This window comes from Hypericibacter sp., assembly GCF_050729195.1.
Lineage (GTDB): Bacteria > Pseudomonadota > Alphaproteobacteria > Dongiales > Dongiaceae > Hypericibacter.
In genome coordinates, this window is record NZ_JBOHKS010000122.1 from 1 (window position 1) to 15541 (window position 15541).

At 67.0% G+C, this 15541-nt stretch carries 16 protein-coding genes and 1 tRNA gene; 7 read left to right on the forward strand and 10 right to left on the reverse strand.

Going from position 1 to position 15541, the window contains the following annotated elements; translation table 11 throughout:
• The first annotated feature begins 151 nt into the window (after positions 1-151).
• The gene (locus ACREE8_RS09440) at positions 152-751 is read left to right on the forward strand and encodes a hypothetical protein (RefSeq protein ID WP_431572733.1); all 600 of its coding nucleotides are present in this window, start codon (positions 152-154) and stop codon (positions 749-751) included.
• 94 nt (positions 752-845) lie between these two features.
• Positions 846-2654 (forward strand): single-stranded-DNA-specific exonuclease RecJ, encoded by a 1809-nt coding sequence (gene recJ / locus ACREE8_RS09445; protein WP_431572734.1) that lies wholly within the window; start codon positions 846-848, stop codon positions 2652-2654.
• 56 nt (positions 2655-2710) lie between these two features.
• Here recJ and ACREE8_RS09450 read toward each other — a convergent pair whose 3' ends face one another.
• Both ACREE8_RS09450 and ACREE8_RS09455 read right to left on the reverse strand, forming a co-directional pair.
• Positions 2711-3061 carry a RidA family protein gene (locus tag ACREE8_RS09450; protein WP_431572735.1) on the reverse strand — a complete coding sequence of 117 codons (351 nt, stop codon included), beginning with the start codon at positions 3059-3061 and terminating at the stop codon, positions 2711-2713.
• Positions 3062-3286: 225 nt separating this feature from the next.
• A complete protein-coding gene (locus ACREE8_RS09455; protein ID WP_431572736.1) occupies positions 3287-4180 on the reverse strand; it encodes an endonuclease/exonuclease/phosphatase family protein in 894 nt (297 codons plus the stop codon).
• A 367-nt stretch (positions 4181-4547) separates the two neighbouring features.
• Here ACREE8_RS09455 and ACREE8_RS09460 point away from each other — a divergent pair.
• From ACREE8_RS09460 to ACREE8_RS09470, 3 genes are all read left to right on the forward strand, one after another.
• Positions 4548-4623 (forward strand) — tRNA-Glu (locus ACREE8_RS09460).
• Positions 4624-4791: 168 nt separating this feature from the next.
• Complete coding sequence (locus tag ACREE8_RS09465) at positions 4792-5388, forward strand: hypothetical protein (protein ID WP_431572737.1); 597 nt, start codon at positions 4792-4794, stop codon at positions 5386-5388.
• A 61-nt stretch (positions 5389-5449) separates the two neighbouring features.
• The gene (locus ACREE8_RS09470; RefSeq protein ID WP_431572738.1) at positions 5450-6436 is read left to right on the forward strand and encodes an MBL fold metallo-hydrolase; all 987 of its coding nucleotides are present in this window, start codon (positions 5450-5452) and stop codon (positions 6434-6436) included.
• Between the two features lie 22 nt (positions 6437-6458).
• Here ACREE8_RS09470 and ACREE8_RS09475 read toward each other — a convergent pair whose 3' ends face one another.
• The 3 genes from ACREE8_RS09475 to ACREE8_RS09485 all read right to left on the reverse strand — a co-directional run bounded on the left by ACREE8_RS09475 (position 6459) and on the right by ACREE8_RS09485 (position 8056).
• Entirely contained in the window at positions 6459-6752 is a 294-nt protein-coding gene (locus tag ACREE8_RS09475) for a cysteine rich repeat-containing protein (RefSeq protein ID WP_431572739.1), read from the reverse strand.
• Between the two features lie 21 nt (positions 6753-6773).
• Positions 6774-7682, reverse strand: a complete 909-nt coding sequence (locus tag ACREE8_RS09480) for a sterol desaturase family protein (protein WP_431572740.1) — start codon at positions 7680-7682, stop codon at positions 6774-6776.
• A gap of 71 nt (positions 7683-7753) precedes the next feature.
• Entirely contained in the window at positions 7754-8056 is a 303-nt protein-coding gene (locus tag ACREE8_RS09485) for a hypothetical protein (RefSeq protein WP_431572741.1), read from the reverse strand.
• 195 nt (positions 8057-8251) lie between these two features.
• On the opposite strand from ACREE8_RS09485, the gene ACREE8_RS09490 reads away from it, so the two are divergent.
• Positions 8252-8968, forward strand: a complete 717-nt coding sequence (locus ACREE8_RS09490; RefSeq protein WP_431572742.1) for a response regulator — start codon at positions 8252-8254, stop codon at positions 8966-8968.
• Entirely contained in the window at positions 8965-10365 is a 1401-nt protein-coding gene (locus tag ACREE8_RS09495; protein ID WP_431572743.1) for a HAMP domain-containing sensor histidine kinase, read from the forward strand. Before ACREE8_RS09490 ends, ACREE8_RS09495 begins: the two co-directional genes overlap by 4 nt.
• Before the next feature lie 4 nt (positions 10366-10369).
• Here the strand turns inward: ACREE8_RS09495 and ACREE8_RS09500 are convergent, their stop codons facing one another.
• The 5 genes from ACREE8_RS09500 to ACREE8_RS09520 all read right to left on the reverse strand — a co-directional run.
• Positions 10370-11782: an FAD-binding oxidoreductase gene (locus ACREE8_RS09500; protein WP_431572744.1), complete on the reverse strand. Its 1413-nt coding sequence runs from the start codon at positions 11780-11782 to the stop codon at positions 10370-10372.
• A gap of 146 nt (positions 11783-11928) precedes the next feature.
• Positions 11929-12342 carry an ester cyclase gene (locus ACREE8_RS09505; protein WP_431572745.1) on the reverse strand — a complete coding sequence of 138 codons (414 nt, stop codon included), beginning with the start codon at positions 12340-12342 and terminating at the stop codon, positions 11929-11931.
• 97 nt (positions 12343-12439) lie between these two features.
• Positions 12440-13036 (reverse strand): hypothetical protein, encoded by a 597-nt coding sequence (locus tag ACREE8_RS09510; RefSeq protein ID WP_431572746.1) that lies wholly within the window; start codon positions 13034-13036, stop codon positions 12440-12442.
• A 221-nt stretch (positions 13037-13257) separates the two neighbouring features.
• The gene (locus tag ACREE8_RS09515) at positions 13258-13635 is read right to left on the reverse strand and encodes a c-type cytochrome (RefSeq protein WP_431572747.1); all 378 of its coding nucleotides are present in this window, start codon (positions 13633-13635) and stop codon (positions 13258-13260) included.
• 50 nt (positions 13636-13685) lie between these two features.
• Positions 13686-15541, reverse strand: a 1856-nt coding sequence (locus ACREE8_RS09520; protein WP_431572748.1) for a xanthine dehydrogenase family protein molybdopterin-binding subunit, incomplete at its 5' end; no start/stop codon positions are given.

Below are 15541 nucleotides of genomic sequence, written 5' to 3' on the forward strand. Positions count from 1 at the left end.
GACGTCGGCGCATTCTGGCCCGAGGCGTCCGTCTTCCGTTATTGCAAGCGCGTGGCTTTCGTCACGCTGAGCGGACCCGACCAGGCGCCGGTCGCCGAGCCCCATGCCGATCACCCGCTCGCCTGGATGAAGAAGATTCCAGACCGAAGGGGTGTCGAGCCTGCGGCTGCTCTATGTCCCGAGCCAGGGCACGCAGCGCGACCGCGAGACGGTCGGCCTGGCGGGCGGCGGCGGAAGGCGTTTCGTGACGGCCGTCAAAGGTGACGAGGCCGATCTCTGGGAAGCGCGCTGGGCCGTGGGTGACCGCAAGGACCCGGCGCAGAAGATCTGGACCGCGACCTATGGCCGGGTCGCAACCGGTTTCGACCTCACCGAGGAAACGCAGCGCGAACCCGCCGCAGTGCGCGCGGACCTGGCGGCGACGCTCACTGACATTGCCAAATTTGCCGATGCCCAGCAGCTCGACAATTTCGCCGAGAGCTTCCGCATGGCGGTTGAACGCCTCGCCAGCACGACGCCGCTCGAGGGCGGCTGGTTCGAAAAGCTCGACGACAAAGACGGGCTGGATATCCCCGCCCGCCAACTCCTCGGCGCCGCCGAGGCCGCCTGGGTCTTCGGCGCGATGGGCTCCTGGAACGACCTCAGTTTCAAGGACGAGACCGGCGAGATCTACAACGACCTCTCCAACCGCCTATTCGCGCTGGTGAACGAGGCCACGGTCGCGGCGACCAATGCGAGCCTGATCCCCTGAGATCGCAATCGGGCTCCGTCCTGCGGCGCTCTTCTTGTCCCCGACATCCACACGCTCGACTCCGGGCCAAGGGTGCTAATCTCCCCGTAGCTTCATGACCGCAACCGCACCCCTTTCCAGCAGCCTCGTTCCTTCGGCCGCCTTTCTCGGCGTCGAGCGCTCCTTTTCGGGCAAGCGCTGGCGCGCGCGGCTGGGCGACGAGCGCCAGGGGCTGATGCTGGCGCAGCGCCACAGCCTGCCGGAGATCGTGGGCCGCGTGCTGGCGGCGCGCGGGATCGGGCCGGACGAGGTGGCGGGCTTCCTCGAGCCGCGCCTGCGCGACCAGTTGCCGGATCCCTCGCGGCTCAAGGACATGGACCGTGCCGTGGCGCGGCTGGTGCAGGCGCTGGTGCAGGGCCAGCGCATCGCCGTATTCGGGGACTATGACGTGGATGGCGCGACATCCTCGGCGCTGCTGCAGCGTTTCTTCGCCGCGATCGGCCATCCGATCGACCGCTATATTCCCGACCGCCTGACCGAAGGATATGGGCCCAACCTGCCGGCGCTGCTGAAGCTCAAGGCGCGCGGCATCGATCTGGTGATCGCGGTCGATTGCGGCATCACTGCCTATGAGCCGCTCGAAAGCGCGGCCGCGGCGGGCCTCGAGACCATCATCATCGATCATCACAAGGCGGAGCCGAAACTGCCGGCGGTCGTGGCGGTGGTCGATCCCAACCGGCTCGACGAGCCGGCGGGCCTCGGCCAGCTCGCCGCGGTCGGCGTCGCCTTTCTTCTCGTCGTCGCGCTCAATCGCGCGCTCCGGGCCGCGAGCTGGTACAGCGCGAGCCGGCCCGAACCCGATCTGCTGCAATGGCTCGACCTGGTGGCGCTCGGCACCGTGGCCGACGTGGTGCCGCTGATCGGGATCAATCGCGCGCTGGTGACACAGGGCATCAAGGTGCTGGGCAAGCGCGCCAATGCCGGCCTCGCGGCGCTCTCGGACGTGGCGCGGCTCGACGGCGCGCCGACGGCTTATCATCTGGGCTTCCTGCTGGGCCCGCGCGTCAATGCGGGGGGGCGCGTGGCCAAGGCCGATCTGGGCGCAAGGCTGCTCGCCACCGAGGATGCGGCCGAGGCGAAGATGCTGGCAGCCGAGCTCGACGGCTTCAACCGCGAGCGCCAGCAGATCGAGGCGATCGTGCTGGAGCAGGCGATCGCCGCGGTCGAGGCGGGCGACGGCCGCAGCGGCGATCTGGTCTTCTGCGCGTCGGCCGGATGGCATGCGGGCGTCATCGGCATCGTCGCGAGCCGGCTCAAGGATCGCTACAACCGGCCGACCTTCGTGATCTCTCTCGAGGGCGGCATCGGCAAGGGCTCGGGCCGCTCCATCGCCGGCGTCGATCTGGGCTCGGCCGTGCTGGCCGCGCGCCAGGCGGGGTTGCTGATCAATGGCGGCGGCCATGCCATGGCGGCGGGGCTGACGGTCGAGGAATCGAAGATCCGGGCGTTGCGGGATTTCATCGCCGGTCGCGTCGCCGATCATGTCCGCGAAGGCGGGCTGGTGCCGGAGCTGGGGCTCGACGGCGCGCTGCAGCCGGGTGCGGCCACGGTCGATCTGATGAATATGCTGGAGCGCCTGGCGCCCTTCGGCAGCGGCAATGCCGAGCCGCGCTTCGCGCTGCCGGCGGTGCGCGTGGTGAAAGCCGATCCCGTCGGCGAGAACCATCTGCGCTGCATCCTCGCCGGCGGCGGCAACGGGCGGCTCAAGGGTATCGCTTTCCGCGTGCGCGACAGCGAGCTCGGCCGCGCGCTGGCCCAGACCGGAGGGCCCGCCTTGCACATCGCCGGCCATCTCCGCCCCGACCGCTGGCAGGGCCGCGACGACGTCCAGTTCGTGATCGAGGACGCGGCCCCGGCGCAGTAGCGCCCTATCGAGAGGGCGCCTCTCCCCCTCAAGAGGAGGGGGAGAGGAAGAAGAAGTTACTTCGCCGCGACCACCATGATCTCGACCAGATATTCCGGGCCGGCGAGGCGGGCTTCGACGGTGGCGCGGGCGGGCGGGTTGCCCTTGGAGACCCAGCCGTCCCACACCTTGTTCATCTCGTCGTAATAGCGGATGTCGGAAAGCCAGATGTTGCATTTCAGGATCTTGGACTTGTCCGAACCGCACTGCTTCAGCAGCTTGTCGATGTTCTTCAGGATCTGCTGCGTCTGCTTCGCCGCAGACGGCACCGGCTTGTCGGCGACCTGGCCCGCCAGATAGACCGTGTCGCCATGGACGACCGCATCGCTGAGGCGCGCGCCGACGCCGATCCGCTGAATCTTGCTCATTCTCTGATGTCCCCTTTGGGATGAATTGGGTTGCGAGACAGCGCCCCGCGGGATCCGCGGCAGCGCTCCGCCGGCCGATCCGCGGAGACGAGGGCGGCGCCTGTCATGGCGCCCGACCCCCTGCGAAATCTCAGGGATGCCAGCCGGCAAGGCGCGGGATTATGCCGAAGCGGCCGCGCGACGGGTAGCGGCAAAAGCGCTGCAAGCTGGCGAGGGCGTGACGGCTCAGCCCTTCAACTCGACCCAGATGGGCTGATGGTCCGAGCCGATCGCTTCGGCATCGATGCGCGCACTCACGAGGCGGGGCGCCCAGGCAAGGGGCAGGAAGCAATAATCGATGCGCTGGTCCCATTCGGCGAGCTGCGCCGGGTTGCGGCGATAGGTGATGCCGCGCTTTGCCTGATGGCCGGCGGCGATCCAGCTGTCGACGAAGGCATGAGGATTGCCGGCGGCATCGGCTTGGCCCCCGGAGGCGGCTGTGCCTCGCGTGATCGCCTCATATTCGGCTGAGTCCGGCTCGGTGTTGAAATCGCCCAGCAGGATCGCGTCGGCCGGCGAGGGCGGCGGGTTCTCCGTCTGCCAATGGCTCGGGTCGGACTCGACGCCGTTCCACACGCCGCCCTCGCGGGACGAGTGCCGCAGCAGCCCCATCAGGTGCTCGATCTGCATCAGCCGCTCGTCCATCGAGGCGTCGCTCAGATGGATGTTGAAGAGGCGCAAGGGGCCGCCCGGCGTCGCGATGACGGTCTCGAGCGCACCGGTCACCATGTTGAAGCGCCTGCCGGTGTCGAGCTTGGGCAGGATATGGGCGCGGGCCGCCAGGATGGGCCAGCGGCTGAGAGTCATCTGGCCGAACTGCCGGCGCCGGTTGATCAGCCGGCCGAGCTCGTCATGGCTGCTGGCGTCGACATCGAAGGGGCTGCCATAGGCGGCGTAGCGGTCCGGCAGCAGCTCCTGGATCAGCGCCGGCTGATCGACCATGCCGCTGCGATGCCAGTTCCGCTCGACCTCCTGCAGGCAGATGACGTCCGCCCCGCGCACGGCGCTCAAGCACCGTGCCATGTCGTAGCGGCCGTCCTGGCCCAGCGAATATTGGATGTTGTAGCTGGCAAGGAGCATGCGTCAGCGTTTCCGGTGCGGCGCGGTCATCGGGCCGTCTGTGGCGAAATGTTGCGGGAAGATCCGGCCGCGGAGCGACGGCGACCGGCTCATGGTCCCCGAGAGTTTCCCTCTGCGACCCTCCGGCGACAAAGCTCAAAATAGCGGCTTGGGACCGGCCCGGAGGCGCCCGTCGCTTGTGTAGCCCGGGCGACGCCGGCGCCAAGCCTCAGGCCCCAAGCCAGCCCCAGCCGCCCGGCCCGGAACCCCGCCCTGCGACCTCGCATCCGGCGGGAATGGTTGATTTTTGAGCCTCAACCCGCTACAGGATCGCGGCGCTCCGACAGGGAGCGCGCCCGGGGTCGACAGGGCCCCCGGCACGGCTCAGGTCCCCATCGTCTAGAGGCCTAGGACACCGCCCTTTCACGGCGGTAACAGGGGTTCGAATCCCCTTGGGGACGCCAGCTCGCTCTATCCTGAGATAGGCGGCTCGGCCTCCGTCCTGCGCTCAGCGCTCGATAATCTCACTGTCGCGATCGACCTCGCCCCTGTAGGTGTGAAGAGCCGTCCTGCTCCGATCGAACTGCGACGGGCAAGGAAGGGCCTCGCATTGAGAAGGAGCGTCGGAACCGATGAAGACCTTCCTGACCAATCTTCGCAACCTGGCGATCGCCGGCTTTTTCTTCCTGCTGCCCGTCATCGTTGTCTTCGTTATCCTGACCAAGGCGTGGGTCGGACTCACCTCGGTCGGGAAGAAGATTGCCCAGGTCTTTGGCCTGAATTCCTTTGGATTCGGCGGAACGACCGTTGCCACGGGGTTGCTCCTGATCGCCCTTTGCCTGCTGTGCGGGCTGCTGATGCGCTACGCTTTCCTGGCGGCGTTCCGTCAGTCCGTGGAAGGGCTGCTCCTGAAATACCTGCCCGGTTATGGCGTCTACAAATCCATGGCCGAAGAAAAACTACAACATAAGCAACGGATCCTTCCTTACGCGACGGCCCTGATCAAACAGCAGGATTATTGGCAGCCTGCCTATATCGTCGAGCGGGACCAGGGCGGCGACTGCGTTCTGCTGGTTCCGGACATACCGGACACGACCAAGGGGCGGCTCCTGATCGCCAAGGCGGATCAGATCAGGATACTCTCCTCGGTCGCGGCCAACGATCTCGATGCTTGCTTGAGAAAGTCGGGAAAGGGATTGTTGAGCGAACTGGGAATCCACCGGCAGTGATCGAGCCCGCCGACGCCTCGACCCAGAGTCCCTAGATTCACCAGCTCGCAGGAACCGCATCATGACCCTTCAATCCGGCCTCATCCGCAAGGCCATGGCCGCCGCGATCGTTTTCGCCGCGTTCGGCCTGTCGGCGCCCGCCGACAGCTTCGCCGCCGCGCCGCAGGCGCGCACGCAGGCGCCGGGCTTCTATCGCCTGATGCTCGGCAGCTTCGAGATCACGGCGCTCAATGACGGCACCGCCGATTTCCCGATGGACCAGCTCCTGCTGAACGCCAAGCCGGGCGAGGTGGAAGCGGCGTACAAGAACGCCTTCCTCAGGCTGCCGGCGGAGACCTCGGTCAACGGGTTCCTGATCAACACCAGCACCAAGCTGATCCTGGTCGATACGGGCGCAGGAACGCTCTACGGACCGACCCTGGGCCATATGCTCGACAATCTGCGCGCCGCCGGCTATCGGCCCGAGGAGGTCGACACCATCCTGATCACCCATCTCCATGGCGATCATGTCGGCGGCCTTTCGCTGAACGGGAAGATGGTCTTCCCGAATGCGACGCTCTATGTGAGCCAGAGAGACGTCAGCTACTGGCTCAATGAATCAAACGAGGCCGGCGCGCCCGAATCCCAGCAGGGGAACTTCAAGATCGCCCGGCAGGCCATGGGTCTCTACCTCGCGGCCAACCGCATGAAACCCTTCACCGGCGACATGCAGCTCTTCCCGGGCATCAAGGCCGTCGAAGCGCCCGGCCATTCGCCGGGCCACACCATGTATCAGATCGAGAGCGACGGGCAGAAGCTGCTCCTCTGGGGCGACCTGATCCATGCCGCGCCCGTGCAGTTCGCCGATCCCGACGTGGCGATAAAATGGGACAGCGATCCAAAACAGGCGGTGGCGACCCGCGAGCAGGTCCTGGCCGATGCCGCCAAGAACGGCTACTGGATCGCCGGCGCCCATCTGCCCTTTCCGTCCTTCGGCCATGTCCGCGCCGACGGCAAGGGCTATGTCTTCGTGCCGATCAGCTACACCCAGAACCGCCCGGTGCATTGACGGCTGATCGCGGCGACTGACCTCACTGACCCGCGGGTGCGGCCTGCGAGGCTTGCGCGATCGCGTCGTGACAAATCTGGGAGAGCTGATCCTTATGCTCCCTCATGCAGGCGAGGATGCGGCCGCCGCCCGGCTGGACGGTTTCGCAGAACTGTTGGATGTCGCCCCGGCAGGCCTTGGCGACGGCCTGGATCTGCGCCCGTGACGGCGTCGTGGATGGGGTCTCTGCGAAGGCCGGGCCGGACAGGCCCAGCCCAAAGGTCATGAGGGCGGCGGCCGAGACCGCCAGGTGGCGAGGGGACATGCGCGAGGTCATGGTTCATTCTCCTGTCGAGGATCAAGAGGCGAGGGACAGCATCGCGGCGGTCGGGGCGGCGGTCGGTGAGCCCTGGGGCTTCACGGCGCCCGGCGGGCCGAACAGCGCCAGCCATTTCATCTTGAGCGTGTCGACCCGGCGGAAGTCGCGGGCCAGCGCGATCCATTCGCCGAACGCGATGCGGAAGGGATTGAGCGTCCGCGTGCCGCCGACCAGGCCGAAGCGGAGCGGCTCGTCCCTCGGCGCTTCGGCAAAGCTGCCGAACAGGCGATCGAACAGGATCAGCACGCCGCCATAGTTCTTGTCGAGGCAGGCCTCGTTCGAGGCGTGATGCACGCTATGATGCGCCGGCGTGTTGAGGATCCACTCGAGCGGCCCCAGCCTGGGCGCCATCTGGGTGTGGATGAAGAACTGATAGAACAGGTTGGCGCTCAGCATGGCGACGATGGCGGCGGGATGAAAACCGAGCCAGGCGAGCGGCAGGAAGAAGAGGAAGTCGCCGGAGAGGTTGGCCGTCCAGCCCAGGCGGAGCGCCGCCGTCAGGTTGAACCTCGTCGCCGAATGGTGGACCGAATGCGTGGCCCACATCCAGCGGATCCGGTGCGTGGCGCGATGATGCCAGTAATAGACGAACTCGGTTGCGAGGAAGAGGCCGCCCAGCGCCAGCGGGGTCATCGTGTCGAAGTCGAACAACCGATGGCTATAAACAAAAGTGAAGGGGACGGACAGCAGCCCGGCTCCCACAGCGCGCAGGAGGCTATGGCCGACGGCGACGCCGAAGGTGGCGGCGCTCTCGCCGAGGTCGTGCGTGTCGCGATGGCGATGGCCGAGGCGGCTCATCAGCAGCTCCAGGGCCATGAAGGCCCCGGCGACCCCGAGGATCGTCAGGCGCATGCTCGGGTCGGTCAGCAGAGTGGCGGTGTTGGACATGGAGGTTCTCGGTTGTGAGGGTTCGACGCGGCCGAAGGGGCGGGGCTGCCGCCACTCGGCCGCGATCGCTATCAGCGGGAAACGGTGCTCTGGCGGGTGACCGTGCCGCCGTTCGGAAAGCTGGTCGTGCGGGTGCCGGCGCAGCTGCCGCCGGCGCAGCTCGCGCTGCCCTGGAGGGTCGTGACGTTGCCGGTGGGGCCGGTGCGGACGACATTCCGGCTGCAGCTGTGATTGGCGCAGCTGCCTGACCCCTGGATCGTCGTCGTGCCGCGAGGCCCGGTGACGGTGCTGTTGCGCGTCCAGGCATCGGCGTCGGCGGCGGCACCAAGCGTCACGGCGCCGGCGATGGCGGTGATGGCGAGTAGCTTTCTCATGGTTCCGTGCTCCTCTGTTCTGCATCTGCGGCCGCCCGGATTGCGGGTGGCCATGGCGAGGAGATTGCGCGGGCGATGTCACCGCCGTTTGACCGGCCGCTATCGTTTTGTCTTGTTTGGTCACGGGCAGGTAACAGTGTGTAACAGGCTCCGCCCACCTTGCGGGACAGCCGGGAATGGGCGAAAAAGGCGGCCATGAGCGCGCCGCCGGCCACCATTCTCATCGTGGAAGATGATTCCGACATCCTCCGGCTGGTGGCGGATGTGATGCGCCGCGAAGGCTTCGGCGTCGAGACGGCGGAAGATGGGGCCGCCATGGATGCGGTCCTGGCCCGCGCGCATCCCGACCTCGTCATCCTCGATGTGATGCTGCCCGGCGAGGACGGCCTCTCCATCTGCCGGCGCCTTCGGGCGCAGAGTCAGCTGCCGATCCTGATGCTGACGGCGAAGAGCGAAGAGATCGACCGGGTGGTGGGGCTCGAAATGGGCGCCGACGACTATCTGGTGAAGCCCTTCGGCTCGCGCGAGCTGCTGGCCCGGGTTCGTGCGCTGCTGCGGCGCGCCAACGCCCAGCCCCTGGCGCCCACATCGCGCCGCTTCGCCTTCGACCGCTTCACCATCGATCTCGATGCGCGCCAGCTTACCGACGAGCGCGGCAGCGGTCCGGCGCTCACCAGCGCCGAGTTCGACCTGCTCGCCTGCTTCGTGCAGCGGCCGCGCCGGGTGTTGACGCGCGACCAGATCCTGGACTGGACGCGCGGGCGCACGGCCGATCCGCTCGACCGCACCATCGACATGCTGGTCTCGCGCCTGCGCAAGAAGCTCGAGGCGGCGAGCCCCGGTTCCAACCCGATCAGCACCGTGCGCAATGGCGGCTATATCTTCACGGCCGACGTCAAGCGAGTACCATGATGCTGCGGCTGAGCCTGGCCACACGCATCACCCTGATCGTGCTGGTCACGCTGCTGGTCGCCTGGATCGGCGCCATCGCGCTGTTCTACCGCTCGCAGGCGGGAGCGGGGGAGCATGCCTGGCCGACGCCGCAGCAGATCGCGGCCCTTGTCGAGCTGGCGGAACGCACGCCGACGGAACAGAGACCGCTGGTCTATGAGGCGGTCTCATCGAGCATCTTGAATGTCGGCCCTGCGGCAGCCTCAGACGCTGCCGCAGGGGCAGGCGCCCGGCCGGTCGCGGATGCGCTCAAAGAGAGCTACGCCAATGTCTTGGGCGATCATCCGCTGATTGTCACCAGCTTGCCCTTCAGCGAGATGGGGCGTCGCTTTCCAAGATTCTCCGGCTTCGCGACGAGCGCTCTCGAGTTCCGCATCACCCTGAAGGACGGGACCCCGCTCGTCATCGTCTCCCGCAGCCCCTTGCCCGTCACGCGGTTCGGGCTGCCGGTCGGCTTCGGCGCCGGCCTGCTCGGCACGCTGATCGCGCTGATTGCCCTCGTCATCATGCATCGCGAAACACGGCCGCTCGCCCGGCTGTCGGCGGCGGTCGACCGGATGGATCTCGCGGGCGAGCCGACCTTTTTGCCGCCCGCCCGCACCAGCGCCCCCGAGGTGCAGACGTTGATCGCCGCTTTCAACCGGCTTCAGGACCGCCTCTCGCGGCTGCTGCGCGCGCGCATGGCGATGCTGGGCGGCATCTCGCATGACGTGCGGACCTTGGCGACGCGCCTTCGCCTGCGCGTGGACCACATCCCGGAGACGGCGGAGCGCGAGCGCGCGATCGGCGATATCGACGACATCATCCGCCTCCTGGACGACGCGCTGCTCTCGAGCCGCGCCGGCGCGGGCGAGCTTTCGGAAGAGCTGGTGGATTTCGGCCAGATCGTCCAGGCCGAGGTGGAGGACCGCAAGGCGGCCGGCGCGCCGGTCGATCTCCGCAAGGCGGCGTCGGCGGCCGGCGCCGCGATCCTCGGCGACCGGCTGGCCCTCCGCCGCATCGTCTCGAACCTGATCGACAATGCCGTGAAATATGGCCGGGTCGCGCATCTGGCGCTGGCGACCGATGCCGAAGCGATCCTGCTGACGGTCGACGACGAAGGCGCCGGCATCCCGGCAGGGTTGCGCGAGGAGCTGTTCGAGCCCTTCGTCCGCCTCGAAACCTCGCGCAACCGGCGCACCGGCGGTGCCGGCCTCGGCCTCGCCATCGTGCGCAATCTGGTCGAGGCCCAGGGCGGCAGCGTCACGATCGGCGACGGCCCCACGGGCGGCGCGCGCTTCACGGTGAAGCTGCCGCTGTTCCGGTCCCAGGAAAGCCGCGAAAGCGCCGCCGCGACGTCGTCGAGCCCTCGATCCTGAATCCTCAGCGGCCGGCCACCTGCCGTTTCTGGCGGTGGGGAACGATGTTCTGATTGATGCTGAAGAAATTGGTCGGGTCGTATTTGGTCTTGAGCGTGACCAGCTTCTCATAGTTCTGCCCGAAGGCGCGCTTGACCGCGTTCGGCCCCTCGTCACCGAGGAAGTTCAGCATGGAGACATGGCGCGAATGGGGTTCGAGGCGCTCCGAGAATCCGCGCGCCCAGGCGATGTGCCGGGGGTTCTCGGCCGGATCGGTCCACTTCGCCTCGATCCCGATATTGTAGGCGGCCTTCCGGTGCGCGAAGGCCGTTTCGCCGGTGTCCACCCTGCCGATGGCGCCCCCGAGCATGCCCAGCACCGTGATGCTCAGCGAGGATTCCGCCCGGCCGGCCTGGTCGACGATCAGGTCGATGACCTCGTCGCTCAAGGTCTCGATGAAGGTCGAGCGCCAGTAATTCTGGATATGGTCGGGATTGGATTCGTCCGCCAGCGTCTGCATGACCGGAAACGGGATCGGCTGGATCGTGTCGACCATCGGCGATCCGAAGGCGCGCAGCGGCGCCAGGATGCGCTCGCCCTCGGCGATGTCGCCGCAATAGCAGGCGACCGCGGCCACGGCGGGTTGCCCATCGGGTGTCGGGAGAAAGCCGACAAAGGCCGTCAGCTCGTCCGGCGCGGTCGCCATGAGGGCGCGATAGTGACGCAGCAGCATGCCGGCCTGGTCGCGGGAATGGAGGAGGAGGCCGCCGAGCACGGTCGAGACCGGATGCGCCCGGAACTGGAACGACGTCACGACGCCGAAATTGCCGCCGCCGCCGCGCAAGCCCCAGAACAGATCCGGGTTGATCTTGGCGTCGGCGGTGACGAGCTCGCCTCGTGCCGTGACCACATCGCAGGACAGCAGATTGTCCGAGGTCAGCCCGTATTTCCGCGAGATCCAGCCGATGCCGCCGCCGAGCGCGAGGCCCGCGATGCCCGTCCGCGAGACGACGCCGGCCGGCACCGCCAGGCCATGCGGATGCGTCGCGCGATCCAGCTCGCTCAGCAGCACGCCGGGCGCCACGCGGACCGTCCGCGCCTGCGGATCGACGGTGATGCTCTTCAGGGCCGACAGGTCGATGACGATGCCGTCGTCGCACAAGGCCCGGCCACCGACATTGTGGCCGCCACCCCGCACCGCCACCAGCAGGTCGTTGGCGCGCGCGAAGCGGACGGCATGGAGGACGTCATCCACGTCCGAGCAGCGGGCAATCAGGCCCGGATGCTTGTCGATGCTCGCATTCCAGATACGCCGCGCGGGATCGTAATCGGCGCTGCCCGGCAGGATGACCTGTCCACGGAAATCCTTCTTGAACCCCTTGATGCCGGTCTTGTCGACCGGGGTGCCGTCCCGCCGCTTCAGCATGGGTAATGCCATCGTTATCTTGCTCCCGAGTTGCACGATGCGGGGAGGATGACGAGCCGCGGGCTACAGTTTGGCGACGGCCATCGCGCCGTCGCGTTACAGATGTCACAGGGGATTTGCCGTTCGGCGGGGTTCTGCTTTCGGCGCGGATCGCGGGATCAGCGTCGCGTGAGCGCCTGATACTGCTCCCAGGCGCTCCGCTCGACCCAGTTATGCAGCAGCTTGCCGTCCTCCCGGACCGCCCAGATGGCGGTGCCGGTGAATTCGATCGGCTGCTGATCGGGAGGGGTGCCGAGGAAGCCGTTGTTCCGGCCGCGGATCCGCCAGCGCGAGGCGACACGGCTGCCATCCTCGTTCTGGAAGCTCTCGATGATGTCGAATTCGAGCCCGGCGATCTTCTGCTGGAAGCCGGCGACCCAGGCCTTGAAGGCGGCCCGCGACACCACCTCCTGACCACCGGTGGTGATGACAAAATCCTCGGTCACGTATCCGTCGACCGCCTCGGGATTGCATGCCTGCCACACATCGGCCCAGAAGGACTCGACGACGGCGACGCTGTTCCTCTTGGTCATGCTCCGGGCTCCTTGGCCCCGACAGTTCGCGATCAGGCCGCAACCTTGATCATGTGGGGATGGACGGCGCGGCAGATGATCGGGCTCCGCACTTGCCTCAAAGGCCGAGCATGTCGTTGACGGCGTCCATGACCTTGTCGGTCACGGTCTTGTTGGCGGCATCTTCGAGCGAGGCGCGTTCGGCTTGCTCCGCCGTCAAGTCGGCCAAGCCGAGCCCTTCCAGCAAGGACTGCGCAGCGGCCTTGTCTTCCGTGGAGGCGTTGGGATCGGCCAGAGTGTCTTCGGCGGCGACGACTTTTCCATAAGTCGCGATCCTTCCGACACGCGAGTTCGGATTCGCTTTGTCGAGCGCCTTCGTCGAGGCATTGGCCGCGTTCAAGGCGCCGAGGCTGCTGGCAAGGGCGCCGTGGTTGCCCGGCGCCGATTCATCGTCGGTTGCACTCGACAGGCCTTTGCCCGCATTGGCGTTCTTGCTCGCTCCATTCGCATTGCCAGCGCCATTCCCATTGCCGCCGCCATTTCCGTTCCCGTTGCCATTCCCGTTGCCGCCACCGCCACCATTCTTTGCGAAGGCGGCCGCGCCATCGACCCAGTGTCCGTTGATCCCAAATCCGATCGGGGCGGCGGCGAGAGCTGCAGCAAGAAGGACAGAGGCCAAGGTTCCGAAGCGGAGTGAACGGGCTGTGCTCGTCATGGCGAAGTCTCCTTCTGACGGCGACGATGGGATTGAATGATTGACCAATCTTGGCCCGCCGCCGCTGCTCTGTAAACCTGGCGCTTCCTCGAGAATGGCTGGAATCCGCCACGTCACAAACTGGCCACCGCCCTGGGGCATGGGCCGTACAGACTTGATTGATCGGGAAGAAGGCTCGTTTCTTGGCGCCGTGGTCAGGAGCCGGGGGCCGCCGTTTTGTGTCAGGGAGCGGGGATGGTCTTCAAGTAAGCGATGATGTCGGCGCGATCCTGGGCGTTGGGCAGCTTCACCATCATGGTCGTGCCGGGCACCGCTTTGGCCGGATCGGTGAGGAAGCCGTCGAGGGTCTGATCGTCCCAGACGATCCCCGAGGCGGGCAGCGCTTTCGAGTAGCGCGCGCCCTCGACCGTGCCGGCCTTGCGGCCGACGACGCCGGCGAGCGAGGGGCCGACCTTGTTCTGATTGGTGATGGCATGGCAGGTCGAACAGCGGCTGAAGAGGGTCTTGCCATGGGCGGCGTCGCCGTCGGCCCGGGCGACGCCGGACAGACCGAGGATCACGGAAGACGCGAGAAGCAGCGAGACGGGAATGCGGCGCAAGGGGACCTCCTGGGACGGACTCATTCTAGCAGGGCCGGTGCGGGCCCGGGTCAAGCGGATTTGAGTTGGCTCGCATCGATCGGCAGCTTGCGCAGCCGTTTGCCCGTTGCGGCGAAGATGGCGTTGACGACGGCGGGGGCGATACCCGAAGTCGCGGGCTCGCCCATGCCGCCCGGCGCCTCGCTGTTCTCGACGCGATAGACCTCGATCGCCGGTGCCTCGTTGATGCGGAGCACCTGATAGCTGTCGAAATTGCTCTGCTCGACGCGGCCATCCTTGAGCGTGATCTCGCCATAGAGCGCAGCCGACAAGCCATACATGATGCCGCCCTCGATCTGCGCCTTGATGGTGTCGGGGTTGACGATCATGCCGCAGTCATAGGCGCAGACGACGCGCTTCACCGCGACCTGACCGTCCTTGTCGACGGCGACCTCGGCCACCTGCGCCATATAGGTGCCGAAGCCGAGCAGGAGCGAAATCCCGCGGCCGTTGCCCGCCGGCATGGCCTGGCCCCAGCCCGATTTTTTCGCCGCGAGATCGAGCACCGCCTTGGCGCGCGGGTCCTTGTCGAGGAGCGCGCGCCGATATTCGACCGGGTCCTTGCCGGCATTATGCGCCAGCTCGTCGATGAATCCTTCGACGACGACGGTGTTGCGTGTGGGACCGACGCCGCGCCAATTGCCGGTCGCGAGACCGGTGGGCATTTCCTGGCGGACATAATCGACCCGAAGATTGGGATAGCCATAGGGACCGGCCGCGTTCTCGACGGCGTCGAGATCGACGCCGTCCTTGAACAGAATTGGGAGGAAGCGCGCCATGACCGCAGGCCCGACCACACGATGTTCGAAGCTGACCGGCATGCCGTTGGCATCGAGGCCGGCTCGCAGCCGGCTGAAATTATTGCCGCGATAGACATCGTGCTGGATGTCCTCCTCTCGGGTCCAGATCACCTTCACCGGACCCTCGACCTGCTGCGCGATGCGCACCGCCTGCTCGACATAGTCGATCTCGAGGCGACGCCCGAACCCGCCGCCCAGGAAATAATTGTGGAACTGAACCTTCTCGAAAGGCAGGCCGGTGATCCTGGCCGCCGCGGCACGGGCGCGGTTCTGCACCTGGTTGCCGACCCAGACCTCGCAGCTGTCCTTCTGCACATGCACGGTGCAGTTCAGCGGCTCCATGGTGGCGTGAGCGAGCAGGGGGAGATGGTAGTCGGCCTCGAATTTCGAGGCGGCGGTCTTGAGCGCGGCTTCGACGTCGCCTTCCTGTCGCGCCACCACACCGGGCTTCGCCGCCGCCGCTTCGAGCTGCGCGACGATGTCGGCCGTCGAGACATGCGCGTTGGCGCCTTCGTCCCAGGTGATCTGCAGGGCGGCGAGGCCCTTCTTGGCGGCGCCCATATGGTCGGCCACGACCGCGACCGCGTCATCGAGGTGGACGATCTGCCGGACGCCCTTGACCGCCTTGGCCTGGCTGTCATCGACCGATCCCAGCTTGCCGCCGATGACGGGGCAGGCGGCGACAGTGGCGACTTTCAGACCGGCCGGCCTGACATCGAGGCCGTACATGGCCGTGCCATTGACCTTGCCCGGGGAATCGGTGCGTTTGGCCGGCGTGCCGATCAGGGTGAAATCCTTCGGGTCCTTCAACACGACCTTGTCGGGGACCGGCAGGCCGGCCGCCTTCTCCGCCAGATCGCCGTAGGGCGCGCGGCGATTGCTCGCGGCATGGATCACGACGCCCTTCTCGGCATGACAGTCCTTGGCCTCGACCTGCCAGCTCTCGGCCGCCGCCGCGATCAGCATCGTGCGTGCCGCGGCGCCTGCCTGGCGCATCGGGTCCCAGGAGGCGCGGACTGCGGTCGAACCGCCCGTCACCTGCTCGCCGATCAACGGATTGGTGTAAA